The sequence below is a fragment of the Amycolatopsis taiwanensis DSM 45107 genome, assembly GCF_000519205.1.
Lineage (GTDB): Bacteria > Actinomycetota > Actinomycetes > Mycobacteriales > Pseudonocardiaceae > Amycolatopsis_E > Amycolatopsis_E taiwanensis.
In genome coordinates this window covers 42,897-69,017 of record NZ_JAFB01000022.1, presented here as the reverse complement: position 1 = coordinate 69,017, position 26,121 = coordinate 42,897, and the positions used below count along the sequence as shown (strand labels likewise).

The window sequence follows — 26,121 nt, the reverse complement described above, 5'->3', positions numbered from 1 at the left end:
GTCGCGACATGACGTCAGGTGTGGTTGCCCGAGCTACGCTCCGCCACCCTGGTCCGGATCGCACCACTGGGACAGTTGTACTCGCACTCCAACGCCTGCTCGACCGCCTCGCCGGAAACGACCCGGTGGACCACGACCACGCTCCCGTCCTCGTCGGTCTGGTCGAACAGGCCGGGCGCCACCAGCGCGCACATCCCGGCACCAACGCATCGGCTGGTATCCGCCTCGATCACCAGGGTGCGCATGTCTCACCAGGCCACGGGCAGACTCTTGGCGCCGTACACGATGGCGCCGTCGCGCATCTCCACTTCGTCGCGCGGAATTGCCAGCCGCAACGCGGGAAACTGCTGCAGTAGCGTGCGGAACCCGATCCGCATCTCCGCCCTGGCCAACTGCTGGGCGACGCACTGGTGCACGCCGAAACCGAAGGCCACGTTGCTGGAGGCAGGCCGCATGAGGTCGAGCCGGTCCGGATCGGGGAACCGGGCGGGATCGCGGTTGGCCGCCGGCAGCGAGATGGTGACCGACTCGCCCGCCCGGACGGTGACGCCACCCAGGTCGACGTCCTCCAGCGCGGCCCGGGAAATACCGAACTGGATAACCGTGAGGAACCGCAGCAGTTCCTCCAGCGCGCCGTCCAGCAACGAAAAGTCCGCACGCAGCGCGGCCAGCTGTTGGGGGTCGGTCAGCAGCGTATAGGTGCCCAGCGACAACATGTTCATCGTGGTCTCGTGCCCGGCCGTGAAAAGCTGGAACGCGATCGCGGTGATCTCCACATCGCTCAGCTCGTCGAGCGCGACCAGCCCGGAGATCAGGTCGTCCGCGGGCTCGATGTGCTTGGCCGCCACCACCTCGGCCAGGTAGGCGAAGATGTCGGCGAAGCACTGCTTGACTTCCTCCGCACTGGAGTCGGTGCGCAGCATCTTCTCCGAAACCGGCCGGATCTTGAGCCAGCCCTGGTAGGACACCCCGAGCAGCTCGCAGATCACCAGCGAAGGCAGCGGTGAGGCGTACGCCGAGACCAGATCCGCGGTGTTGCCACCGGCACGCATTTCTTCGATCAGCTTCAATGCCGTCTGCTCGATCTTCGGCTCCAGCAGGCGCATTCGCCGTACGTTCAGCTCACCCGTGATCAGCTTGCGGTATCGGGTGTGCTCCGGCGGGTCCATGCCGACGAACATGCCGGGCACATCCTCCTCCGGCGGCTGGCCATCACCGAGGACCTGGTGGACCGCGGAGTGACGGAGGTCCGGTCGAGAGCTGAACCGGGCGTCCTGCAGAACGGCGCGGGCCATCTCGAAACTCGTCACCAGCCAACCGATGTGGCCGTCGGCGTAGGTGAGCCTGGACACCGGGCATTCGGCGCGCAGCTCGGCCAGTTTCGGGGGCGGGTCGAGGACGGTCTCCCGTTCGATCGGCAGCCGGATCGGTGCGGCTTCCGTTGGTGCGATGTCTTGGGTCATCGGGTCTCCATGAGCTCGTTGATGTTCGGGACGGGCTGGGGCGGACTCCATCCGGCGCCCTACGGAGACCAGGTGACCGGCAGCTCGGTCAGGCCGCGGAAGGTGAAGCCGCCCGGCAGGTGCGCGAGTTGGTGACCGGGCTTGATGACCAGGCCGGGCAGCTCGCGCACCAGCGTTTCGAACGCCACCTTCGCCTCCAGCCGGGCCAGTGGCGCTCCGATGCAGAAGTGGACGCCGTGGCCGAAGCCATGGTGGCGGGGCGGTCCGTCGCGATCGAGGCGGAAGGTGTCCGGGTCGTCCACCCATGCCGGGTCCCGGCCGGCGGCGGCGAGCACGACCTGCAGCTGGGAGCCCGCCGGGATGTCCACCCCGGCGATGGTCACGTCCTCCATGACGGTCCGCGGGACGCCCTGGACGGAGGAGTCGAACCGCAGGCCCTCCTCGACGACGGCCGGGATCAGCGACTCATCACCGACGATCGCCTCCCACCGGGACCGGTCGGTGAGCAGGTGGGCGGCGGTGTTGCCGATCAGATTGGTGGCGGTCTCGTGGCCGGCCGCCAGCATCACGCGCATCGCGACGATGACGTCCTCGACCGTGCAGGGCCCGCCGGCCTGCGCGGTGGCCGCCAGGTGGGAGACCAGGTCGTCGGCCGGGTCGCGCCGGCGCTCGGCGATCAGGTCGCGGAAGTAGTTCTCGTAGTCCACCACCGTACGTGCCATGGCAAGTTGCTGCGCGGGTTCGAGCGGGAGCACCTGCAGCGCCATCCACGCGTTGTTCCACTCCTTGACCATCGCGTGGTCCGCGCGCGGCACACCGATGATGTCGCAGATGACCCGCATCGGCAGCGGGTAGGCGTACTGGGTGAGCAGGTCCGCGCCGTCCGTGGCGAACCCGCGGATCAGTTCCTCCGCCACGGAGCGCACGGCAGGTTCCAGCTTGCGCAGGTTGCGCGGGGTGAACGCTTCGCCGACCAGGTTTCGGAACTCGGTCTGGCGCGGCGGCTCCATATTGAACAGTGCGGTGTGGAAGAAAAGCGTCTCCTTCAGTACTTCCTGCGTTTCGGCGGTCAGCGGGAAAACTCCGCCAAGGTTGCGCCGGCTGCTGAAGCGGGCGTGGTCGCGCAGGACGGCCTTCATCTCCTCACGGCCGATGACCGCGTAGACGCCGTCGCTCACCCGTATCACCGGTGTTGCCGTCCGCGCCCGCGCGTATGCGTCGTAGGGATTCTCGACGAACTCGGCGCTCTGCGGGTCGATCACGGCGGAAGCGACGGTAACGTTCTGTTCGGACATCGGTGTTCTTCCTGTCGGTAGTCAACGCCGGCGTACTGTTGTCACGTCCGGGAGGATGCGGGAGAAGGTGCAAATCGGCTCGACGCTCACCGCGCCAGACTCCAGTACGGCCGGTCACCGAACTCGGTGCGGTCGGCGTGCAATGTGACCACGCCGCGACGGTGGCCGTTCCACCGGTGGCCGACTCCGTTGTACCGCGCGGTTTCGTACGACCACTGCAGGTTCCCGGCCATCATGTGCCACAGCGCATCCAAATAGGACAGCACGTCCGGATCCTCGCCGAGCGAGCTTTTCTCGATGGCTCGGCGGGCGCGCATGAACGCGACCCGCCTTTCCTCGATGACCGAAAACAGCTCGTCCACCCCGTCCTGCAGACTGAGGCCGTTGTTGACTCGCAGCACGCTCAACGCGTTGACATAGTCGTCCATCACGCACTCGGCGCGGAACGAGAAGAGGTCGTTGGTGAGCATGATGTGCTCGAGCGCGATGTCGATGATGTCGCGCAGCGCGGCGTGGTTCTTCAGATGGTCGGTCAGGTCGATGCCGAGGCCATACTCGCCCAGCACGAAGTACATCCCCATCCCGACGCTGTCCCGCCGCACCTGAAGATAGGTGTCGTAGTCGAACACCTTTTCCTCGGACCGGGACGTGATCTCGTGGATGCATCCGGCGAGAAATCGCTGTACCTCGGCCATGAACCGGTCCCACTGGCGGTCCGGGAAATCCGGCCTCATCGCCGTCCACAGCTCGTGCAGCGTGCGTCCCCACTCGAAGTCCGCGCCAGCAGCGTTGTTACCGAGGATGTTCACCACACGGTGGAACAGTTCCTTCGCCGCCTCCACGTCCTTGCCGATCTTCTCCCGGTCGACCATCGCGTTGTCGAAGACGGAGAGGTACTCGGTGTACTTGCACAGGGTGGACAGCCGCTCCTCCATCGCCGTGGGGAGCACGTAGCAGGTCCACAACGAGGCGCGTTCCTCGATCAGGCGCTCGATTTCGCCGTCGTCAGGCAGGGCGAACCGCATCTTCGTCCTGATCCAGCTCTCGCAGTCACGCGCGATCCGCTGGCTGGCCGGATGAGTGTAAGCCGGCAACAGGTAGGGGAATTCGGGAAGGAAGAACTGGTCTCCCGCAGTGAAGGGCGCGGGTATCGCGGGCATCGGTAAGGCTCCTCGAGATCGGCTTGCCGGCGAGAGGGTTCGTCCACCGGCCGAGAGGCGCGGTGGACGAAACCCCCGGTACTCACTTCTTTCTGCGGGTGACCGTCATCGGCAACGGCCCTGGCACCAGCGCGCCCATCGCGACGGGTGGGACCGGAGCGTTGTCCACCGGGTTGATCGTCCACCGCTGCAACAGCGTGGCGAGCACCGCCTGGATCTCGGTCCACGCGAAGTTCTCCCCGATGCAGTTGCGGCTGCCGGCGCCGAACGGGACGAACGCCGATCGGGGCAGCCGCTTGCCCTTCTCGCCTTCCCACCGCTCCGGGTGGAACTCGTCCGGGTCCTCGTAGACGCCGGGATCGCGCTGGACCGAGTGGATCGAGTAGAAGACCTGGGTGTTGGCCGCCAGGTCGTACCCGCAGATCGTCACGTTCTCCTTGGTGCATCGGCTGATCGCCCACACCGGTGGGTAGAGCCGCAACGACTCCTTCACCACACGGCGGGTGTACTCCAGCCGTTCCAGCCCCTTCGCGGTGACCGGGCGGCCGTCGAAGACCTCGTCGACCTCCGCCTGGATGCGCTCCTGAACCTCGGGGTACTTGCCGAGGAGGTAGCAGCTCCAGCCCATCGCACTGGGCGCGGTCTCCGACCCCGCGGTCAGCAGCGTCATGAACTCGTCGTGGATCTGTTTGTCCGTCATCAGCTTGTCGCCCTCGGCGGCCGAGTTGAGCAGCAGCGCCATCAGGTCGTTCTTGGGCAGTTCACCCCGGGCCCGGTAGTCGGCCACGATGCGGTGGCCGATCACCCGCAGCCGTTCCACCGCGGCGTAGAACTCCTTGCCCGACTTGGTCGGGAACAGGTCCAGCAAGGCGGGCGGAATCGCGGCCCGGCGCTCGAACCCGGAGATCACGGTCGGCATCGAGCGGTAGACCTCGGCGATGTCCTGTTCGGCCATGTCGGTGGTGAACATCGACTTGATCACGATGCGCACGGCCAGCTCGTAGAACATGTGGTACATCTGGACTACCTGGCCGTCTTCCCAGGTGGTGAAGATGTCGTCGGCCGCGGAACGCATGATGTCCAGATAGGACGCGATGTTGTCCTTTGTGAACGCCGGGTTCATGATCAGCCGCTGCCGGCGGTGGAAGCTGCCGGAGGACAACAGGATCCCGTTGCCCAGCAGCGGGCGGGCCCGCTCGAAGTGTCTGCCCTTCTCGAAGCTCTTGGCCTGACGCACGAGGATCTCGTAGAGCAGCTCGTGGTTGCTGACCATATAGGCCATTTTCGGCCCGAGGTATATCCGCGCGATCGGCCCGAGCGCGGCGGCCTCGCTGGCGAACTTCAGGGGATTGCGCACCATGCGAAGGGTGTGCCCAACGATCGGCAGACTGCCGGGCACCTTGGGGATTGTCGGATGCTCTGCCACGACGGTCACGAAAGACGCCTCCTCGGCGTAGTTGCGCGTCTGCGATGTTCCCGGCCGCGTTACGGCACGAACCGCTTGGTGCCCAACAGTTCCGGATCGACACCAAGCGGTACCACGAGAACGGCCAGGAAAAAGCCGTTCAATATTCAACACATGGGGTAGTCAAACGTTTCGAAGGTCCGCATCCGTCCCAGCACAGTCGTTTTCATGCAGACCCCCCAGGGTGAGCCATGGACGTTCTGAACCTCCGGATCATGCTAGACACCCGGCCCGGCGCTGTCAAAAATTCCGTTCCCTGCTTGCCAACCGGTGAGTACTTGACATACGCCCGACGGGTCGGATTACATCACTGGAGGCGGCCGCGAGCCGCTCCTGACCGGACCGAGCCGGACGCGTCGTCGACCGTTCGCAACCACATGTCCACGCCGGTCGGATACAACCAAACCTGGGGATCACAATGTCACTTTCGCCAATGCGAACGTAATTCACGACATTTCATCGGACCAGCCACATTCGGCACTGGCGCAGAACCCGGCTCCGGTCGAGCTCGGCGCGGCGCACCACCTGGTCGCCATGGTCGAGGTCTATACCACTAATAGCGGCTTGGCTGCCACCGGGTCGGATGATAACCGGCCGGCGACTACGGCTGAGCGAACCGGGTTTCTCCCGATGACAGCCGTTCGTCGTTGCCGCGGACGCACAACCTGACACACCCGGGCGGTCTTCGCCGCCGTGCTCCCGCGCTTCCGCGGAGCCGGCGACGGGGGCGACGAGCCCCGGGCCGCGATGGAGGTGACAAGAATGTCCCTGCCGGCGATCTCCGATGAGCCCTCCCGCGCGAGCACGCGCGGCTTCGACTTCCGCGCGCGGCTGCACGACGAGCTGGCCGCGTTCTTCGACCGCAGCGAGGCGGACTTCACCGACCCGCCCGAACTGCACCACGTCTTCGAGCTGTTGCGCGACTTCGTACTGTCGAGCGGGAAACGGCTCCGCCCGCTGTTCTGCTACTGGGGCTGGCGTGGCGCCGGGGGTGAGGACTGCGACGACATCATCCGGCCGAGTGCGGCACTCGAGCTGTTCCAGGCGTTCGCGCTGATCCACGACGACATCATGGACGGCAGCGAACTGCGCCGGGGCCGCCCCGCCATGCACCGCGCACTGGCCAACCTGCACGACGGCCACACGTGGCGCGGGGACAGCGATCGGTTCGGGGTCAGCGTCGCCATCCTCTGCGGTGATCTGTGTCTGTGTTACTCCGACGAGCTGATGCTGGACTGCGGCATTCCGGCGGCGCGGCTGCTGGCGGCACAGCGACTGATCAACCAGATGCGCTCGGAAGTGATGATCGGCCAGAACCTGGAACTGCTCGACCAGGCCCGTGGCGGTTCGCTGGCCGGCGCGCTGCGGATCATTCGGCTCAAGGCGGCCAAGTACACCGTCGAACGTCCGCTCCAGATCGGCGCCGCGCTGGCCGGCGGCGGCCCGGAACTGTTGGCGGCCTACTCCCGCTTCGCCATTCCGCTCGGGGAGGCGTTCCAGCTGCGCGACGACGTGCTCGGCGTCTTCGGCGACGCCGCGGAGACCGGCAAGCCGACCGTGGACGACCTGCGCGAAGGCAAGCCGACCGCGTTGATCGCGCTGGCCAGGAAGCGGGCCGGGACCGAGCAGGCCCGGCTGATGGACCAGCTCCACGGCAGCGACCTCGACGACGAAGGCGCGGCGACACTGCGCTGGATCATCCATTCGACCGGCGCGCTGAAGACGGTCGAGACGATGATCCAACAGCGGTACGCGACAGCCCTGGCAGAGGTGGAGCGGATGCCGGTCGACTCGCGCGTGCGCACCGCGCTGCTGGAACTCGCCGCGGCGGCGACGGTGAGGTCGTCGTGAACCAGTCATCGCATCGAGGAGAAGAAACCCCATGACGCAGAGCGCAGCCGACATTGCCGGCCCCGACGGGGAGCGGCTGTACGACGTGGAGTCACCGCACTTCACCGAGCAGCCCTACGAGCACTACCGCGTCGCCCGGCAATCGTGCCCGGTGGTCAACGTCGGCGGCAACCGGTGGGTGGTGACCGGACGCGACGAGGTCTCCGCCATGCTCAGCGACCCGATCGTCTTCACCAGCAAGCGGATCCTGGACGGCAACTTCCCGCTGACCGGCGAATGCCAGGCCCTGCTGGCCGATTCGCTGTTCGCCAAGGTGCCGCCGGTGAACGCCGACCCGCCCGAACACAGCCGGTTCCGCGCGCTGATCCACGAGTTCTTCTCGCCGCGTTCCCTGCGCCTGCGGGAAAACTCGATCCGCGCACTGGCCGAATCGCTCGTGCGGGACCTGCGTGGGCGCCGGGAGTTCGACCTGTTGAAGGACTTCGCCTACCCGCTGCCGATGACGGTGATCTGCGAGATCCTCGGCGTTCCCCGCGAGGACCACCTGAAGGTCAAAGCGTGGAACGACGCCTGGCTCGCGCTGCAGGTGCTGCCGTTGGAGCCGGCACAGCAGCTGGAGTTCGCCAAGGGAGTACTCGACTACGAGGCGTACTACTTCGACCTGCTCTCGCAACGACGCCAGGACCCCCAGGACGACCTGTTGTCGTTGCTGGCCAAGGCAAGTGTCGGAGACGTCGAGTCCGAGACCGAACTCACCGACGGCGCAGTGGTCGCGGCGCTGCGCGTGATCCTCGCCGCCGGGCACGAGACCACCACGAACCTGATCGCGAACATCGCACACCAGCTGCTGCGCGACCGTCCACTGTGGAACAGGCTGGTCGCGGACCACACCCTTGTCCCCGCGGCCATCGAAGAAGGGCTGCGCTACGAGTGTTCGGTGCAGGGGACGTCGCGGGACACCACCGAGGAAGTACAGCTCGGTGGGGTGCGGATTCCCGCGGGTGCCAAGGTGCACGCGATGACGGCGGCGGCCGGGCGTGACCCGGCGACGGTGACCGACCCGGACGTCTTCCGGCTGGACCGCACGGATCGTCCACGGCATTTCGGCTTCGGCCACGGACCGCATTTCTGCGTCGGGTCGCACCTGGCCCGGCTGGAGGCGCGCATCGCCTTCGAGACGCTGACCGAGCAACTGCCCGACCTGGCGCTCGCACCGGGTTTCAGCGTCCGGTACCTGCCCGGTGGTTTCGTGTTCCGCGGCTTGGCCGAGCTGCCGGTGACGCGGGGAGAAACGACCGAACCGGGTGCGGTGTAGTGACGGCCGGCAGCACGGTCCGGCTCGGCGTGCTCGGCTGCGGCGCGATCGCCCGGCGGTTCCTGCCCCGGCTGGTCGCCAACCCCGCCATCCGGGTCGTCGCGGTCGCCAGCCGGGACTCCGGCCGGGCCAGGGACCTGGCCGCGACGGTCGATCCCGCACCAGCGGCGGTCGAAGGTTACGGCGCGCTGCTGGCTCGTGCCGACCTCGACGCGGTGTACATCTGTCTGCCGACCGGACTGCACGCCGACTGGTCGCTGCGTGCGCTCGACTCCGGACGGCACGTCCTGGTGGAAAAGCCGATGGCGGCCGAATACGCCGCCGCCAAGGCGCTCACCGCACGCGCCGCGGCCACCGGGCTGCAGCTCTGGGAGAACCGCATGTTCGCCCATCACGGACAGCACGACCGGGTACGCCGGCTGGTCGCGAAGGGCGCAATCGGCGAACTGCGGGTGGTGCACAGCGCGATGGCGATCCCCCCACCCGATTCGGGGGACTTCCGATACTCCCCCGAGCTGGGTGGAGGAGCCCTGCTCGATGTCGGCTTCTATGCGGTACACGGGGCATTGCCGTTCCTCCGCGAACACACCGACGTCGTGGGCAGCACCCTGTCCCACGGCCCCGCACCGGGTGGTGTGGACATCGGTGGTGCCGCGCTGCTCACGGACGACGCCGGTGTGGTCGCACAGCTCACGTTCGGTTTCCGGCACTCGTATCGTTCCTACTACGAACTCTGGGGCAGCGAGGGCCGGCTGGTGGTCGAACGCGCCTTCACCCCGCCGCCCGACTTCGTTCCGCGGGTCACGCTCGATCGAGGTGGCCGAACCGAACTCCTCGACCTGCCGCCGCAGGACCAGTTCGGTGCGTTCGTGACGGCGTTCGCGACGGCCGTCCGCGGCGGGCTCGGCCACCAGCGGGAGACCGAGACCGCGTTGCGCGGCGCGCGTCTGCTCGAGGCCATCCGGGCGCGGGCGGCGAGGCCGGCCGGCCTCGGCTTCCCCCAACCATCCCCCACTCCCTTGGAGGTCTCGTGAGCCACTCCGGAACCGGCGACGTCCGGACCCTGTCCGGCCACCCGTCGAACGGGAACGAGGACGAGTTCGTCGGAGGCCAGGTCGCCCGGTCGGCACTGGCACGCGGCGAAGGGATGACGTCGCAGCCCGAGTTCGACGACTGGCTGGACGCCTGTCGAGCGGACCAGACCATCCGGGTCGAACGTCGCGCGCTGGACGAACTGGAGGCCTGGTCGGTGGACCCGGACACGGGGACCATCGGCCATGCCAGCGGACGGTTCTTCACCGTCGAGGGCGTCGAGGTCGACAACCACCACGGGCCGATCCAGCACTGGGAACAGCCCATCATCAACCAGCCCGAGGTGGGTATCCAGGGATTGCTGGTCAAGGAGTTCGACGGCGTCCTGCACTGCCTGATGCAGGCCAAGGTGGAACCGGGCAACTTCGGGGGCGTGCAGCTTTCCCCCACCGTGCAGGCGACCCGCAGCAACTACACGGGTGTGCACGGCGGCCGCGCGGTGCCCTACGTTTCCTACTTCCAGGCCGGCGCCCGGCGCCGCGTTGTCTGCGACGTGCGCCAATCGGAACAAGGCGCGTGGTGCTACCGCAAGCACAACCGCTACCAGATCGTCCACGTGACCGAACCCGTCGAGGTGCTCGACGGGTTCTGCTGGCTCACCGTCCGGCAGCTGCACGAGCTCCTCGCGGTGCCTGACCTGATGAACTGGGCCGCCCGCAGTGTGCTCGCCTGCCTGCCGTTCTCCGCGGACGCCGCGACCGCGTTGTCCGGCCACGAGACCGCCGAAACGGCGCTCGCCCGGTCGGTGATCCGTTCGTTGAGCGCGGAAGGGGCGGCCGCGCTGCCGATGGCCGAGGTGTTGAGCTGGATCACCGAGGTCCGGTGCCGCAATGACGTGGAGGCGCGGCTGATCCCGTTACGCGAGGCGAGCCTGTGGACCATGCGGGACGGCGCGATCGAGCACGAGTCCGGCTGCTTCTTCCGGGTCGCCGGGTTCGAGGTGTGGGCGGGACGCCGGGAGGTCGCCCACTGGTCCCAGCCGATGCTCGAAGCGCCTTCGCTCGGCCTCAACGGCCTGCTGGTGAAACGGATCAACGGGGTACTGCACGCCTACATGCACGCCAGGGTGGAGGCGGGGTTCGTCGACGTGGTCGAACTGGCCCCGACCGTGCAGTGCACGCCGGACAACTACTCCTGGCTGTCGGCTACGGCACGACCGCCGTACATGGACCTCTTGTTGTCCGTGCCGGAAGACCGGATCCGCTTCGACGTGATCCATTCCGAAGAAGGCGGGCGTTTTTACCACGCCCGCAACCGGTACCTGGTCGTCGAGGTGGGCGACGACGACCCGCTGCCCGAACACGAGGACTACCGGTGGATGTCCCTGCAACAGCTCGGCATTCTCATCCGGCACAGCCATTACGTGAACGTGCAGGCGCGCAGCCTGCTCGCGTGCGTGCGCGGCATGGCCGGACTGGGTTGATCACTCGCGGAACGAAACACCCGGAGGAAGCACTTGCGTGTCCTGTTCACCACCTGGGCGGCGTCGGCCCACCTGTACAACTTCGTGCCGTTGGCGTGGGCGTTCGTCACTGCGGGACACGAGGTGCGGATCGCGAGCCAGCCCGCACTCGCCGACACGCTGGCGGCGACCGGCCTGCCCGGGGTAACGCTCGGCTCGGACGTCGACGTGTTCGGGCTGAACGACCGTGCCGGGGGCGCCGAAAAACCGGTCGAGATCTTCCGCCACCATCCGGACTCGTTGAGCTGGGACGAGATGCGGCACGGCTACGAGCTGTTCCGCTATGCGATGGAGGCGTTCAACGACCCGCTCGTGGACGACCTCGTGACCTTCGCCCGGGACTGGCGCCCCGACCTGGTCGTGTGGGATCCGCTGACCTTTGCCGGAGCGGTGGCGGCGCGCGCCTGTGGCGCGGCTGACGCGCGCCTGTTGATGGGCCTGGACGTGTGGACTCCGATGCGCCAGCGATACCTGAAGCTCTTGCAGGAAAAGCCGGCGGGCAGGCGGGTCGACCCCGTGGGCGACTGGCTGGCCGAGACCCTGGACCGTTTCGGCCTCGCCTTCGAGGAGGAGGCGGTCACCGGGCGGTGGACCATCGACCAGCTTCCGGCGGACCTGCGCTGCTCCGCCACACCCGGGCTCGTGCCGATGCGCTACGTCCCCATCAACGGCAACGCGGTGGTGCCGGCCTGGTTGTCCGAACCGCCGACCGCCCCGCGAATCTGCCTCAGTCTGGGCATCAGCCGCGGCGAGTTCAGAGACCTCCGCAAGATCACCGAGAAGCAGGCGGCGGACATCGTCGCCGCCCTCGCCGACCTCGACGTCGAGGTGGTCGCCACGCTGCCGCCGGACGTGATCGACCCGGTGCCGCCGAACACCCGGGTGGTGCCGTACGTGCCGTTGCACGCCTTGCTGCCCACCTGCGCGGTCATGGTCAGCCATGCGGGTACCGGGACCTCTTCCAACGCTCTGTTGTCCGGCGTGCCGCAGGTGCTGGCACCCAGCGACTTCGACACGCCGCTGCGGGCCGGACGACTCGTCGAGCTCGGCGCGGCGCTGACCGTCGGCTTCGACGACATCACCGGAGCAGAGGTCCGTGACGCGGTGCGCCGGATACTCGCTGACGAGTCCTTTCAGGACAGTGCTCGACGGCTACGGCACCAGGTGCTGGCCGAGCCCAGTCCGGCCGAAGTGGCCGCCTTGCTCGCACGGTGGACAGGTGAGTGACTTGCCGGCCGAAATCGATCCCGACGTCGACCTCGTCCGCGCGATGGTGCGAATTCGCCGCATCGAAGAGACGCTGGCCGACCACTACCGGGACGAGCAGCAGATGCGGACGCCGACGCACTTCTCCATCGGCCAGGAAGCGACGCCGGTCGGCATGTGCGCCGCCGCCGAGCCGGACGACGTCGTTTACGCCGGGCACCGCTCACACGCGCCGTATCTGGCCAAGGGCGGCGATCTCCCGGCGATGGTGGCCGAACTGCACGGCAAGGAAGCGGGCTGCGCCCGTGGCCGGGGCGGTTCGGTGCACCTGATCGACCCGGCGGCGAACTTCGCCGGTTCGGCCGCCATTCTCGGCGAGATGATCTCGGTCGCGACGGGCGCCGCACTGGCGTTCCACGTCACCGGCCGTACCACCGTGGCGTTGACGTTCTTCGGCGACGGCGCCACGGAGGAAGGCGTGTTCGCCGAGTCGCTCAACCTGGCCGCCCTGCACCGGCTACCGGTCGTGTTCGTCTGCGAGAACAACGGATACTCGGTCGCTTCGCCGCTGCGGCAACGCCAACCCGGCGGGACGAGCATCACCGCGAGGGCGGCCGCACACGGCGTCCACGCCTTGGAGGTCGACGGCAACGACGTGTTCGCGATCCGAGACGTGGGCAGGGCGGCGGTCGCGCGCGCACGCGCCGGAGGGGGGCCGGTGTTCGTGGAGTCGCACACGTACCGGTGGCGCGAGCACGTGGGCCCCGGTTGGGGCTACGACCACGGTCAGCGGACCAGGGCCGAGGTCGATTCCTGGATCGCTCGCTGTCCGATCCGCCGTGCGGTCGAAACCCTGCGCGGAGTCGAACCGCGGATCGACGATTGGGTGCGTGGGTGGGAGGCCGAGTACACCGCCGAAATCCAGCAGGCCATTCGCCGCGCCAAAGCGGCTCCGTGGCCCGGCTTCTCCGAACTCACCCGCGGAACCTACGGCGCCGCACCCGACCCGCGAACCGAGGAGGCACATGCGCACGCTGACGTACTCGCAGGCGATCAGTGAGGCGACCGTGCAGTGCATGACCGATGATCCCCGCATCATCGTCCTGGGTGAGGGCGTGGATGACCACAAGGGGATCTTCGGCACCACCACGCAGGCCTACGCCTCCTTCGGCGCGCAGCGGGTGATCGACGTGCCGAACTCGGAAAACGCGTGCGCGGGTGTCGCGATCGGCGCCGCGACGAACGGGTTGCGGCCGATGGTCGTGCACACCAGGGCCGACTTCCTGTTCCTCGCCATGGACGCGATGGTGAACCTGGCCGCGAAGTGGCGCTACATGTACGGCGATCACGGCGGGGTTCCGGTGGTGACCCGCGGCGTCGTGGGCCGGGGCTGGGGCCAGGGCGCGACCCATTCGCAAAGTCCACATGCGACATTCGCGCACTACCCGGGAATGGTGGTGGCCGCGCCGGCCTCGCCCGCCGATGCCAAGGGATTGCTGGTGCAGGCGCTGCGCTCGGGCGACCCCACGGTGCTGATCGAGAATCGCGGCCTGTACCCGAGGGAGGGCGAGGTCGGTCTCGAGCCGCTGCCGGTCCCGTTCGGCGTCGGGCGCATCGTGAGACCCGGCAACGACATCACCGTGGTGGCGGTTTCGCTGATGGTGTACGAGGCCGAGTCGGCCGCCCGGCACCTCGCCGAACAGGGCATCAGCGTGGAGGTCGTCGACGTGCGCTGCCTCCGCCCGCTGGACGACGCGATCATCTGCGAGTCGGTGGCCAGGACCGGGCGGCTGGTGGTGGCCGACACCAGTTGGGCGCGGTACGGGTTCGCGGCGGAGGTGGCGGCCGTGGTCGCCGAGAACCTGCCCGGTGCGCTACGCGAGCCGGTGCGCAGGGTGACCCCGCCGGACTGCCCCGCCCCGGTGTCCTGGCCGCTGGAGGAGGCGTGGAACCCCGGCGCGGACGCCATCGTGCGGGCGTGCCTCGAACTGCTGGGCCTGGGCCGGAACGGCATCGGTCCGCCCGAATCCGCTCAGCCGGCGCTGGGTTTCGACGGACCGTACTGAGCCATATCGGCAATTGCCACCGATCAATGGAAGGAGATTGGACGGAAACAATGAGTGGGTAGACAAACCGCCCCAGCCGACTGTTCGACGGCGCCAGCACGGTTACGGCGATTCGCGCCGGAAACCGGCTATTTCGCATGCGCTGACGATTACTGTCCGGACCGGTGATTTCTTGACGAGAAAAACCGGCGTTGGTATTTTCGTCCACACAGACCGCGCGACGCGGCGTGGGAAAACCTTTCCGGCGAACGAGGTGTGGAGCGGTTTTCACCGAGCGGTCGAGTGGTTGTCCAGCCAGGTCCAGCGAGTCATCGTCGACGGGTCCCACCGCAACACACGATGCAACGGAGAAAGGCATCAGCAGGATGGCCGATATCCTCAAGTCATTCGGCGCCAAGGGAACGACGACCTCGTTGCCGAAGGACTGGCGTGATCGCGCGGCCGGGCACACCATTCGCGTGCATCGAGGCCTGCGGCTGGTCCGGCAGTTGTTCTCGCTGGCCCGTGATCCACTGGGCTATGTGGCCGAGCTCAACACCTCGGCGGATATCCAGGTCTTCACCGCGCTGGGCAAGGATTTCGTCTTCCTGACCGATCCCCTGCTGATCAACGACATGCTGGTGGACCGGGACGGCGCTTTCGAGAAAGGCGTGTTCTACGACCGCGTGCGACGGCTGGCGGGTAATGGCGTCGTGCTCGCCAACGGCGCCGAACACCGGCGGCAGCGCGAGTATCTGGACAGGTTCTTCAAACGCGACCACGTGCTCGGACTGCGCGAGCTGATGACCGAAGTGGTGTGCGGCGAACTGGCGAACTGGGACCGCACGCTCGACATCGACGCGGCACTGCACCGGATGACGTTCAAGATCCTGGCCGCCACCATGTTCGGGTCCGAGATAGACCGCGAGGAGTTCGACCAGATCCACGAGTGGCTCGGGCTGGTCCTCGAGGCGATCATGTTCCGGACCGTCGTCCCGAACTGGTATCTCCGCATCCCGACCAAGCGGAACCGGCGGCACGACACCGCGATGGACCGGCTGCGCTCGGCGATCACCGCGGCGATGAACTCGCCGGGCACGGCCGACGCGGACCGGCTGGACCTCATTTCGGTCATGCGCACGGTGCGCGGGGCCGACGGAAAGCCGTTGACGGCCGACGAAATGGCCGACCAGATCGTCGCGGTGACCATGGCCGGTGCCGAGACCGCGGCCACGGCCCTGTCCTGGCTGGCCGTCGAACTGGCGGACAACCAGACCTTGCAGGACGGTCTGCGCGACGAACTGACTCAGGCGCGTTCCCGCGGCGTGAGCTATGGCCCGGACCTGACCGAGGCACCCCTGCTCAAGAAGGTGCTCTCCGAGTTGCTGCGCTGTCGCCAGCCGATCCTCGTCATCTCCCGGCGGACCGCGCGCGATACCGAACTGCGCGGGGTCAGGCTGCCCAAGGGAACGGAGGTCATGTACAGCCCGTGGGCCATGCACCGGGATCGCACCTATTTCCCACCGGGTCCGGCCTTCGAACCGGACACCTTCGGTGCCGGCGGCTGCCCCGTCACAAAAGGTTCCTACACTCCCTTCGGCCTCGGCCCCCGGCACTGCGTCGGCGAGCAGTATGCCTGGCAGATGATGTGGATCGTGGTCGCCGAGGTGCTCACGGCGGTACGGATCGAGTCGGCGGCGGCACAGCACCCGGGCGGACGCCCGCTGGCCACCATCATCCCGGGCAACGTCGACGCCACCGTGCGGCGGTTGTCCGCGACGGAAAGCAGGTCGTCATGAGGCGCCTGGTGGAACCGAGCGAGGCGTACCACGCCCTGCTCGACTGGCAGACCGGTTTCGCGATCGACATCCCCGCCTCGGTGACTCCGGCCGCGGCGGTGGCCGGGTTGGCCCAGTTGTATGCCACCTTCCCGATGCTGGGTGGTCGCATCGTCCGCACTGCGGAGGGCTTCGCGTTCGAGTCTCCCCTGGCCAGGCCCGTGGTCGAGACGACCGAACGGGGCACGCACGTGGACGCCACGCTGTCGGCGTTCGCGATCGATACCTCGCGGCCGGATGTCACGTCCGTCTCGGGCCGCCTGCACCACGCGCTGGGTGATGTGACGAGCGTTCTCTCGATCGTCGATCACCTGCTCGGGGTGGTCGGTATCGACCCGCACGCCGATTCGATACCACCGGAGACGGCGCGGGATTGGCCGATCGCGGCGGAAAGGGTGTTCGGCGACGGGCAGTCCGCCGATGCCGTCCGGGAGACGCGGGTGTTCTTCAGCGGGATCACCATGCCGCCGCTGAAACCCGCACAGCCGATCACTGTTGCGCTGAAACCGCCACAGGTGCGGGCGATCGACGGTGCGTGCGACCGCGCGAACACGTCGCTGACCTCGGTGATCGCCACGGCCACCGCGCGCCGGTTCGGCCGCGATCTCGACCGGGTGGTGGTGGGCGCGCCGGTGGACTGCCGGGTGTTCATCGACCCCGGACGACTGCGCGGGATTCCACCGCGTGCGATCGGCAACTGCAGTCACGGCGCACTGGTGCCGGTGCCCCTCTCGGCGGACACCCCGGCCGAGGTGCTGACCGCGGCCGCCGACTGCGATGCCGAACTCATGGCGCAGCTGGAAGCGGAGGCACCCGTCGCGCCGTTTCTCGACGGCCGCTTGTACCAGCCCGAGAAAAACGCGCCCCCGCCCCAGTTCGTCGTCTCGAACGCACGTGGCGCGGCGCGGCGGTTCTCGCGGCTTGCCACCGCGGGCAAAGTCCTCATCCTGCCGGAGTACTCGATTCCGGCGATGCCGATGATCGCGGTGAACGAAAGCCCCGCGACCGGTGCCGTCGACATCACTTTCATCGTGGATCCGGCCGACTTCACCGCGCACGAGGTACGCACCATCGCGGACGTGCTGCAGCACACCCTCACGGAGATCGGAAAGCAACCGTAACTCCAACCGCCTGCCCGCCGCCCGGAATCGTCTCCGAAACCAACGAAAGTGACTGTTGATGGACAGACGGATCGCCATCGTCGGGATCGGCGCGAGGCTGCCGGGTGGACGCGGACCCGCCGGAACGTGGCGCCTGCTTTCCCGTCGCGAGGACGAGATCGGCACCGCACCGGAGAGCCGCCTGCGCTTCCTCTCCGCGCACGACGTCACCGACCACGGTTTCGCCACGGTCTGCCGCACCGGAGGTTTCATCGACGGTTGGGACGAATTCGACCATGCGGTCTTCGGCATCTCGGCCCGCGAGGCCGAGGTCATGGACCCGCAACAGCGCATCCTGCTGGAAACGGCGTTCGAAGCCATCGGTGACGCCGGGTTCACCCTCGACTATCTCCAGCGCCGCACGACGGGGGTCGTCAGCGGGTACATCACCCGTGACTACTGGCTCAGCGCGCGCCACGACGCGGGCTTAGACGCCATGGGCAATGTCGGCAACACCGGCAGCGGCCTGTCCGGCCGGCTCTCCCACGTCTTCGGGTTGAGCGGGCCGTCGCTCACCATCGACACCGCATGTTCGTCGGGGCTGGCGGCCGTCGGCGTGGCCGTCGACAACATCCTGGCCGGGCACTGTGCCATCGCCATCGCCGCCGCGACGAACCTGGTACTCGACCCCTACGAAACCCTGTCGTTCTACCGATCGGACATGCTCGCAGCCGACGGGCGCTGCAAGTTCGGCACCAACCGAGCGGACGGCTTCGTCCGCAGTGACGGCTTCGCCGCGGTGGTGCTGCGCCCGTTAGCGGACGCGCTGGCCGAAAACGACCGTGTCTACGCGGTGATCGAAGCCGTTGCCACGGGCAATGACGGCGGCCGCAGTGGTTCGCTGCCCACGCCCTCGGTCGAGGGCCAGGTAGAGGTCATTCGACGCGCCCTCGCGGTGGCCGGGCGCCGACCGGCTGACGTGGACTACGTCGAAGCGCACGGCACCGGCACCACCGTGGGGGACCAGGTCGAGCTCGACGGTCTCGCCACGGTGTTCGCCGACCGCCCGCATCCGCTGCCGATCGGGTCGGTGAAGACGCGGATCGGCCACTGCGAAGCGGCCTCCGGCATGGCGGGACTCGTCGTCGCCGCGTTGAGCCTGCACCATTCGACCGTGCCGCCGATGATCGCGCACGGCGAGCTACGGCCGGAACTGTCCACAGCGGAACGCGGCCTGTGCGCGCAGGTCGACTCCAATCTGTCGCTGCCGGACAACGCTGTGATCGGTGTCAGTTCCTTCGGCATCACCGGAACCAACGCACACGCCATCCTCGCTTCGCCGCCACGGCCGGGAAAGCGCGCGCCACAACCGCTTCCGTCGTTGCCCCGGCTGACCTCGGCCGGAGTTCCGCCGGTCGCCGTCGGAGACGCGGACGATGCCGGACGCGTCGATGCCGCGTTGGCCTACCGGGTCAACCACACCACCGAGCGCCGGCAGGCCGATGGGGCGGCCGAGCCGACGGCGAGCACAGGCGGCACCGGGCTACTCTCCGGACTCTGGCGGGAAACGTCGAAGGTGGCCTTCGCCTTCGGCGGTTTCGGCGCGCACTGGCTCGATCCGTCCGCGGTCGGCGACCCGATCCTGCGCACCCACCTGCACTCCGCGTACACCGCGGTGCGTACCCGGCTCCCCGAAGACGAACGGCATCTGCTCGGCGGCGATGCCACTCCGGCGGCGCTGCAGCCGTACGCCACCTGGGCATCGCAGGTCGCCCTCGCGTTCACCCTGCAGGATTACGGCGTGCGGCCGGACGCGGTGGTGGGGCACAGCTTCGGGGACATCGCCGCGGCCTGTGTCGCGGGCGCTCTCGACGTCGAGGCCGCCGCGGACCTGCTGGTGGCCCGCACGGAGGCCGTGCGAGCGCATGCGGACGCCACCCGGATGATCGTCATCACCGGGGAGCAGGTGGCGGCCAACCGCGACTGGATTCCGTCGTGCGCGGACGTGGCCGTGGTGAACAGCCCGAACTGCGTAGTGCTCGCCTGTCCTGACGACGCCATCGACACCATCGCCGAACTGGCGAACGCCCAAGGGCATGACGCCCGCCCCTTGGAAGTGGTCTTCGGTTCGCACAGCCGGTTCGTCGAACCGGCGATTCCGGCCTTCACGCCCGTCGCGACAACGGTCGGTCTCGACCGGACGGCGGGCATACCCTTCTACTCGTCCACGATCAAGGCCGCTGCCGCCGGGCGAACGGTCGTGCCGCCACAGCATTGGCTCGACAACCTGCGCTTCCCGGTCGAGCTGCCGCCGGTCGCCGCCCGACTCGCCGGCAACGGCTACGACCTCATCATCGATATCGGGCCACGGGCGGTGTTGGCCGGTCACCTGCGTGCCCAGTTCACCGGAACCGTGTTGGCCACCGACGCGCTCGACAGCGCCGACTTCCTCCGCAGTACCCTCGGCTCGCTCTTCGAATCGAATGTGCCGCTGCGCCCGAACCAGTTGCCGCCCTGGACATCCGAGCTCGCGACGGACCTGACGCGCAAGCTCACGCCGCGGCGGATCCCGCCGCTGCGTCCCGCGGGGCGCGCGCCCACACCCGCCCAGGCGGTGGCGGAGCAGACCGAATCGGTGACCTACCGGCTGAATGGACCGCAGCTACGCCTGCTGGCCGGTCACCAGGTCCGGGGCGAAACCGTGGTTCCGGGAACCGTGACGCTCAGCTATATCGCGCGCACCCTGCAGCGGGCCGACGAACCTCTGCGCATCGACACCGTACGGTTCGTGGAGGCGATCGTGATCGACGACGACGTCGACCACCTCGCGATCACCGTGTCCCGCACCGGGTCCGAAGTGGACGTCCACTTCACACTCGGCTCCACCGTGAAACCGACCCTGTGTTGCACCGGGACGGTAACGCGGGCCGGCTCCCCCGCCGCGTCGACCCTCGGGCTGCCGCTGAACCTGTCTCCGATACCGGTCGACGCCTTCTATCGCGATTTCGCGGCGGCCGGAAACCTTTGGGCCGGACCGTTTCGCTCCATCACCGACCTTTGGGCATCCACTTCCCACGCGTATGTCAGCGCCCATCTCGGCGAGCCGGTTTCGATCGGCGGTGAAATCGACCCCGCGCTGTTCGACGCGTCGCTGCACGGCCTGGCGGCCGTCTATTATGGACTTGTAGACGGCGCGAAGGCCAACTGCCCCTTCTACTTCGAAGGCGTGGACCGTATCACCTTCCACCAGCATCGGTTGTCGGGGCAGGTCCGGTCGATCATCACCCCGAGCGCCGGCGGTGGGAGTTTCGACGTCGCGATTCTCGATGCCGAGGATCGCGTCGTCATCCACTGCGAAGGCGCGCGTATTCGCCCGCTGGAGAGCCGATCGCCGATTCCGGCCCTGCACCGAACCTGGGTGCCGCTCACCGACACCACGATCGGCCACGGCGATCATCGGGTGGTCCACCTGTTCGATTCCCCACTGGACACCGCGATACGGACCCTCGCCGAGGAGGGCACTGCCGATCACGATCGGGTCGAATCCATCTGTGCCGGACTGGTGGCCAGCGCTGGCACGGGCCGCGAACTGCTTGTCGACGCCCGGGTATTCGCGGATCTCCCGACGGAGACCGTGACCGGCTACCTCGCCGGGCTGGGACAGGTACTGACCCGGCTCGCGGACGCGGCCGCCAAGGCGGAGGTTCCGCTCGGCATCGTCGTGGCCGACATCGACCACCCGCCCACGAACCAGCCCACAGCCGAATTCGCCGCCGCCACCACCGGATTCCTGTTCGCACTCGGCGGGGCGCTCCCCGCCGAGTTCCCTTCCCTTGCCGCGGCGGTCGTGTCCGCCGCACCCGGGGAGCCACTCGGTGATCTGCCGTCGATACGGGAGCTTTCCGGCCGGGGTGAGCATCGGGTGCGCCGGGACAGCGGTGGCGCGCTGTGGGTGGCTCGGCTGACCGACCAGCCGCGGCGGTCCCCCACGCCGTATTCGCACCCCACCGAACGTCATCTCGACCGCTGGTCCGCCGAGATACGGCTGCATCCGGCTCAGTCCTGCGATGTCGAGCTCATCTGGTCCGACCCGAACCGGGGACCACGCGGCATCGGCATCCGGCCCATGCTCGAGCGATACGCGCAGTTGCAACGGCTGCCGGACATCCTGTGGGCGGCGCACACCGCACAGCGGCTCGGGACATTGGCACGGCTGGGCAGCAACGACGACCTCATGGTCATGGACGACTCCCGCCGCGCGGAACTGCTGCGGGTCGCGCTCGAAACCTCCATAAGTGGAGAACGTCCGGAAAGAACACGACGCATCGGCATCGCGTTGGGCGATCCAACCGCACTCCCCGACGCCGCGACCGATGTCGACCTGCTCATCACCTCGGCCGGCGCTACCCGGCTCGGGACGGAGGCGGCCGGCCTCAATCTGCCCGAGTTGGCGCCGACCGGAACCTGGCCCCGGTCGATCGAGTACCGGCATGCCTTCTCGGAAACCGAGATCGGGTTGCTGTCGCTGACCGATCCCGCCAACGGCAGTGTCGAGGACGACCGGTCAGCGGAGGGCGCGGCGGTGGGACGTGCGGCGCTGATCGTCGGCGGAAGCGGCGGACTCGGCTCGGCACTCGCCGCCGACCTGGCAGCCCGCGGATTTGACGAGATCATCCTGGTCGGGACCCGGGAAAATCCCGGCATCGAGACGCCGTTCGATTATCTGGCCTGTGATATCAGCAAGGCGCCGGCGGTCGAACTGCTCCAGGAGAGGCTGAGCCGGGTCGAGGCCGATCAGCTGTTCCTGTTCCATCTCGCCGGGCGACTGTCGACCGGTCCGCTCACCGAACTGGACGGTGCCGACTGGGTGCGGGTGCTGGCCCCCAAGGTCGAGGGCACCCGAAACCTGATCGAGATCGCCCACCGCACCGGCGCGCACATGCTCGTCGCCTACTCGTCGGCGTCGGCGGTGCTGCCTTCACCGCAGTTCGCCCACTACGGCGCGGCCAATGGCGCGTTGGACGGGATCCTCGCTGCGGCCGGCGATCGGCTGCGCGTGCGGGGTGTGCGCTGGGGCTTCTGGGCCGGGGCGGGCATGCTCCGCGATCTCGACCCCACCCGTTCGTTCACGCCGACCGGGGTCCAGGAAATCGACGACGGCGACGGCCACGCCTTCCTCTGGCGCGTGCTGACCACGCCAGGCACCGGTTTCCCGGTGTGCTATCCGGCCGACTGGGCGGAGTTCGGCGGGCGGTACGAGGTGCTGCGACGCGATGCCCTGCTCTCCGGGCTGCGCCCGGCCGGGACCGGTGAAATCCCCTCGGCTGTAGTCGAATCGGCGATCAGCGGACCGGTCGAACAGGCCGACCCGATGGAGTCACTGCTCATGGAAACCCTCAAGATATCCGATGTTTCCGTGGTGCGGTCCGCCGACCGGTTACGCGCCATGGGCCTGGATTCACTGCTCGCGGTGGAGCTGCGGAACAAGATCAAAGCGGAGTTCGGCCACACCGTGCCGATCAGAACCCTGCTCGGCCCGATCACCTCCGGCGAGCTCCGCGCGCTCGTCAGCGGCGCCGAAACCGCCTCATGAGACGGCTGGCGGCTGCGCTCCGCGTCCCCACCGTCGGCTCTTACTCACAACAGGTGTTTGATCTGTGGCCAGATTTCGGCCCACGAACCTTGTCTGCCGCTGCACAACCAAATTTCTGTTTTGACAGGTGTGGTCAGGCCTTCCGGCTCAGGGTTCGGCGTTTCGCTACCGGAGACCTTGCGCAGGTCGGTGCAGTACTTCCGGAGCTCGGTCGGCTCCCCGTGCACACCGACGTAAAGTACCGAGTCGATTTCGTCGGTAGGTGGCGAGAAGAACCCGTAGCCGCGGTGGGGGCTGTAAACCTCGGGCAAGGTCTTGTGGCGATCACCCACCTCGATCATCGCGGCCATGACGTAGCTCTCGCCGATGATCGCGGTGTGCTGCTGCCGGTCCGGTGGCAGAGCCGCGTAGGCGGCGGAGGTTTGCGCTGCGGCCGATTCGGCGGTCATCCCGGATGACGGGGCAATCTTGGGAGACAAGGTCAGCAGGTAACCAGCCAAGGCGAAGGACGCCGCATAAACCGGCCAAGCCAGCCAGGTCCATCGCGGCCTGCGGTGTTCCCGGCGGAGCTGGAACCCCACCACTCCGGCGGCGATCAGCACGCCGTACAGGCCGATCAGGTAATAGGGCCGGCCAGCGGTGGCGACGAAGAACGCGTACAGCACAAGGAAAGCGACGGCCAGGAACCGGTACTCACGCAACTCCCGTGCCGTCAGCAGCCGGACCAGTCCCACGACGAGCAGCGCGGTGCCGGCGACCCCGGAGAACACCAGCAGCGTCACCGCCGTGCTGCCGCGGCCACCGGACCACACGTCCGACTCGTCGGCCACGATCGAGCCCATCTTCAGTTGCGGCCATCCGTTCACCGCCTGCCAGCTCAGCGTCGGCAGGGCGATCAGCGCGGCGATACCCATTCCGCCCCAGAACATCGGGCGCCGCAGGATGTCTCGCGGCCCGAACACCAGAACGCAGATCAACAGCGTGACGGACAGGATCGCCACCTGGAACTTGGTCTGCATGGTGACGCCGATGACGGCACCCAGCAGGAGCAGCAGCCGGTCAGCGCCCTGGCCTTGCGCGCGAAGCCGGATCCAGCGGACGAGGACCCAGGTGAGCAGCAGCCACAAGGCCGGTTCGAAGACGTACGGGGTGACGAAGTGCCCGACGATCGCCGTCCACAACCCCGTCGCACCGGCTCCGGCGGCCAGCACCTGAGCCCGCCGGTCACCGCCGAACTCGCGGGCGAGAAGCGCGGTCAGTACCACCAGCGCAGCCGTCGCGAGCACCGCGGGCAGCCGGAGCACGGGCAGGTATCCCGGCGCGATCCAGTCCATCGCCGCGGCGATCAGCGGTGCCAGCGGCGGCTGGTCGACGTAGCCCCAGTCCAGGTGGTACTTCCCGATCGCAAGCAGGTAGACCTCGTCGATCCAGTAGCCGCCGAGCGGGCTGAACGCCAGATGGGCGACTGCGACGATGCCCGCGATGCCGAGCACCGGCCCCTTCGCGAGTGGTCGCAACTCGGGTTTGGCCGGCACCGGCGGTCTCGGGTCGACCGGCTCGGTATGCATCGTTTCCCCCGGATCTCGGCTGAGAGGTAGCTCCACAAAAGCCGGGTCGATCACCTCACCGGCACTGAGGTTGGTAGTGGTCTGGTGCCCTTCTCCCGGGGCTTGATCGCTTGGACAGCCACCAGGTCCGCCGCTGGAGGTCATGAGACATTCGCCTGCTGTTGGGCCACGGGCCGTCGATTGTTCTCTTGCGCGACAAGGAATTCGGTGATGATGCCAGGCCCGGCTTCATCGGCGAGCCCGGTCGCGGTGTCGGCGTCCAGATCCCGAATCCAGTACGCCTGCTGCCCCGCGGCCGTGGCCGCGGTGAGCGTGGTGAGCCCGGCGCGCCGGGTGAAGGGGGTCGTGGTGAAGGTCCACGCCACCACGCTGTCGCGCCGGATGGCGACCGTGTCACGGCTGAATGTGCCGGAGCGGCTGATGAGGTATTCGGGGTGCAGGTGGTGGCCAAGGCTGCGGTATGCGTCGTGGGCGAGCCAGAGGGCGGCGGGAATCGTGAGCACGGTGATGACGCACGCGGCGTAGAGCAGGACCGTGCCGAACAGCAGCCCGAGCGTGCCGAGCACGAGACCGACGACGAGCACGACGAGGAGCGCCCGCCGTTGACGCCTGCGCAGCGCCGCCCGCGGGTGCTGGGTCAGCGGGGTGTCGATCAGGCGCCTTCCGAGGACGTCGTCGAAGAGGCGGCGCGCGTTTTCCCGTGGTGCCGGAGGGAGAAGCGCGCTGCGGCGGCGGTTTTCGTCCTCGTTACCGAGGCCACTGGCGACGGCGCTCGCGGTGGCTCCGCCGCCGGCACGGAGCAGCAGGGGCTCCCGGAGTCGCGCTCCGCGCAGGCGGGTGCGGTCGATCGAGACGGAGCGGGTGGTGAACAGCCCACGCCGGATCCGGAGCGTGCCGGGGTCGGCCCAGTCGACGCGAAAATGCCACCAGTTCTCCACGTAGAGCGCCAGTGCACCGAGCGCACCGACGAGGGCGATTGCCAGTAGCAGCAAGGGAATCGTCAACCACAGGGAGCGGGCTCCGAAGGCGTCGTACACCGCGCGCGCAGGTCCGAGACGCCAGGGCTCGATGCCGGCGCTGTCGAGGATCCGGTAAACGGTACCGAGGACCGCGAAGACTCCGCCGAAGATCCAGAACGTCAGCGGCGCATAGCGAACCCACCGTGGGTTCCAGGCGGCGAGCACGGGTTCCGTGCCGGCGGGGGCGGCGTGCCGGATGAGGGTGGTTCGCAGCCACGCGGCGTCGGGGCGGGCGAGGCCATCGAGGCGCAGTTGCCCGTGGTCCCCGGCCGTGCCGACGTTCACCGTGGTCAGCCCGAGCAGGCGAAGCAGAGGCCCGGCGGTGAGGTCGACGTGCCGGATCCTGGCCAGCGGCACGGATCGCTGCCGGCGGGTGAGGACACCGGTCCGGATCTCGAAGGAGTCGGCCGTGACGCGGTAGCGGGTCCGCCGCCAGCGGACCAGCCCGAGTCCGGTGACGATCACGAAGGTCACCGCGATGCCGGCGAGGGTGGCCCAGGCCTGGATGCCGGGCCGGCCACCGCTCGCGAGCAGGGTGAGCGAGCACGATCCGAGCGGCGCGAGCAGCCAGGCGCTGTGCACGGCGAGCATTCGCGCGTCCGGTTTGCGCCAGGTCGTTTCGGGCCGTGGGTTGAGGGCGGTGTGCATG

At 68.2% G+C, this 26,121-nt stretch carries 17 protein-coding genes; 10 read left to right on the top strand and 7 right to left on the bottom strand.

What is annotated here, in order from left to right; all coding sequences use genetic code 11:
* Nucleotides 1-14 precede the first annotated feature (14 nt).
* The 5 genes from A3CU_RS0117270 to A3CU_RS45125 all read right to left on the bottom strand — a co-directional run bounded on the left by A3CU_RS0117270 (nt 15) and on the right by A3CU_RS45125 (nt 5,353).
* On the bottom strand, nt 15-245 hold the full coding sequence (locus tag A3CU_RS0117270) for a ferredoxin (protein ID WP_169739646.1): 231 nt from the start codon (nt 243-245) through the stop codon (nt 15-17).
* Between the two features lie 3 nt (nt 246-248).
* Nucleotides 249-1,463, bottom strand: a complete 1,215-nt coding sequence (locus A3CU_RS0117265) for a cytochrome P450 (protein ID WP_027943378.1) — start codon at nt 1,461-1,463, stop codon at nt 249-251.
* Between the two features lie 59 nt (nt 1,464-1,522).
* A complete protein-coding gene (locus A3CU_RS45130; protein ID WP_052371806.1) occupies nt 1,523-2,758 on the bottom strand; it encodes a cytochrome P450 in 1,236 nt (411 codons plus the stop codon).
* Nucleotides 2,759-2,844: 86 nt separating this feature from the next.
* A complete protein-coding gene (locus A3CU_RS0117255; protein ID WP_027943377.1) occupies nt 2,845-3,918 on the bottom strand; it encodes a terpene synthase family protein in 1,074 nt (357 codons plus the stop codon).
* 82 nt (nt 3,919-4,000) lie between these two features.
* On the bottom strand, nt 4,001-5,353 hold the full coding sequence (locus A3CU_RS45125; RefSeq protein ID WP_052371805.1) for a cytochrome P450: 1,353 nt from the start codon (nt 5,351-5,353) through the stop codon (nt 4,001-4,003).
* Between the two features lie 792 nt (nt 5,354-6,145).
* On the opposite strand from A3CU_RS45125, the gene A3CU_RS45120 reads away from it, so the two are divergent.
* The 10 genes from A3CU_RS45120 to A3CU_RS0117195 all read left to right on the top strand — a co-directional run bounded on the left by A3CU_RS45120 (nt 6,146) and on the right by A3CU_RS0117195 (nt 22,885).
* Nucleotides 6,146-7,234, top strand: a complete 1,089-nt coding sequence (locus A3CU_RS45120; RefSeq protein WP_052371804.1) for a polyprenyl synthetase family protein — start codon at nt 6,146-6,148, stop codon at nt 7,232-7,234.
* A 31-nt stretch (nt 7,235-7,265) separates the two neighbouring features.
* A complete protein-coding gene (locus A3CU_RS45115; RefSeq protein WP_052371803.1) occupies nt 7,266-8,549 on the top strand; it encodes a cytochrome P450 in 1,284 nt (427 codons plus the stop codon).
* Nucleotides 8,549-9,583, top strand: a complete 1,035-nt coding sequence (locus A3CU_RS45110; protein ID WP_052371802.1) for a Gfo/Idh/MocA family protein — start codon at nt 8,549-8,551, stop codon at nt 9,581-9,583. The genes A3CU_RS45115 and A3CU_RS45110 overlap by 1 nt, the downstream gene beginning before the upstream one ends.
* Entirely contained in the window at nt 9,580-11,064 is a 1,485-nt protein-coding gene (locus A3CU_RS0117225) for an NDP-hexose 2,3-dehydratase family protein (protein ID WP_211246445.1), read from the top strand. The genes A3CU_RS45110 and A3CU_RS0117225 overlap by 4 nt, the downstream gene beginning before the upstream one ends.
* A gap of 33 nt (nt 11,065-11,097) precedes the next feature.
* Nucleotides 11,098-12,330 (top strand): activator-dependent family glycosyltransferase, encoded by a 1,233-nt coding sequence (locus tag A3CU_RS0117220; RefSeq protein ID WP_027943375.1) that lies wholly within the window; start codon nt 11,098-11,100, stop codon nt 12,328-12,330.
* On the top strand, nt 12,323-13,369 hold the full coding sequence (locus tag A3CU_RS45105) for a thiamine pyrophosphate-dependent dehydrogenase E1 component subunit alpha (RefSeq protein WP_211246444.1): 1,047 nt from the start codon (nt 12,323-12,325) through the stop codon (nt 13,367-13,369). The genes A3CU_RS0117220 and A3CU_RS45105 overlap by 8 nt, the downstream gene beginning before the upstream one ends.
* On the top strand, nt 13,335-14,375 hold the full coding sequence (locus A3CU_RS0117210) for an alpha-ketoacid dehydrogenase subunit beta (protein WP_027943374.1): 1,041 nt from the start codon (nt 13,335-13,337) through the stop codon (nt 14,373-14,375). Before A3CU_RS45105 ends, A3CU_RS0117210 begins: the two co-directional genes overlap by 35 nt.
* 365 nt (nt 14,376-14,740) lie before the next feature.
* Nucleotides 14,741-16,153, top strand: a complete 1,413-nt coding sequence (locus tag A3CU_RS0117205) for a cytochrome P450 (protein WP_027943373.1) — start codon at nt 14,741-14,743, stop codon at nt 16,151-16,153.
* Nucleotides 16,150-17,313, top strand: coding sequence for a hypothetical protein (locus tag A3CU_RS0117200; RefSeq protein ID WP_027943372.1), 1,164 nt, complete (start codon nt 16,150-16,152; stop codon nt 17,311-17,313). Before A3CU_RS0117205 ends, A3CU_RS0117200 begins: the two co-directional genes overlap by 4 nt.
* A 58-nt stretch (nt 17,314-17,371) precedes the next feature.
* On the top strand, nt 17,372-22,885 hold the full coding sequence (locus A3CU_RS0117195) for a type I polyketide synthase (protein WP_027943371.1): 5,514 nt from the start codon (nt 17,372-17,374) through the stop codon (nt 22,883-22,885).
* 44 nt (nt 22,886-22,929) lie between these two features.
* Here A3CU_RS0117195 and A3CU_RS0117190 read toward each other — a convergent pair whose 3' ends face one another.
* Nucleotides 22,930-24,453 carry an ArnT family glycosyltransferase gene (locus A3CU_RS0117190; RefSeq protein WP_027943370.1) on the bottom strand — a complete coding sequence of 508 codons (1,524 nt, stop codon included), beginning with the start codon at nt 24,451-24,453 and terminating at the stop codon, nt 22,930-22,932.
* Nucleotides 24,454-24,593: 140 nt separating this feature from the next.
* Nucleotides 24,594-26,120: a PH domain-containing protein gene (locus tag A3CU_RS45100; protein ID WP_052371801.1), complete on the bottom strand. Its 1,527-nt coding sequence runs from the start codon at nt 26,118-26,120 to the stop codon at nt 24,594-24,596.
* Nucleotide 26,121 lies beyond the last annotated feature (1 nt).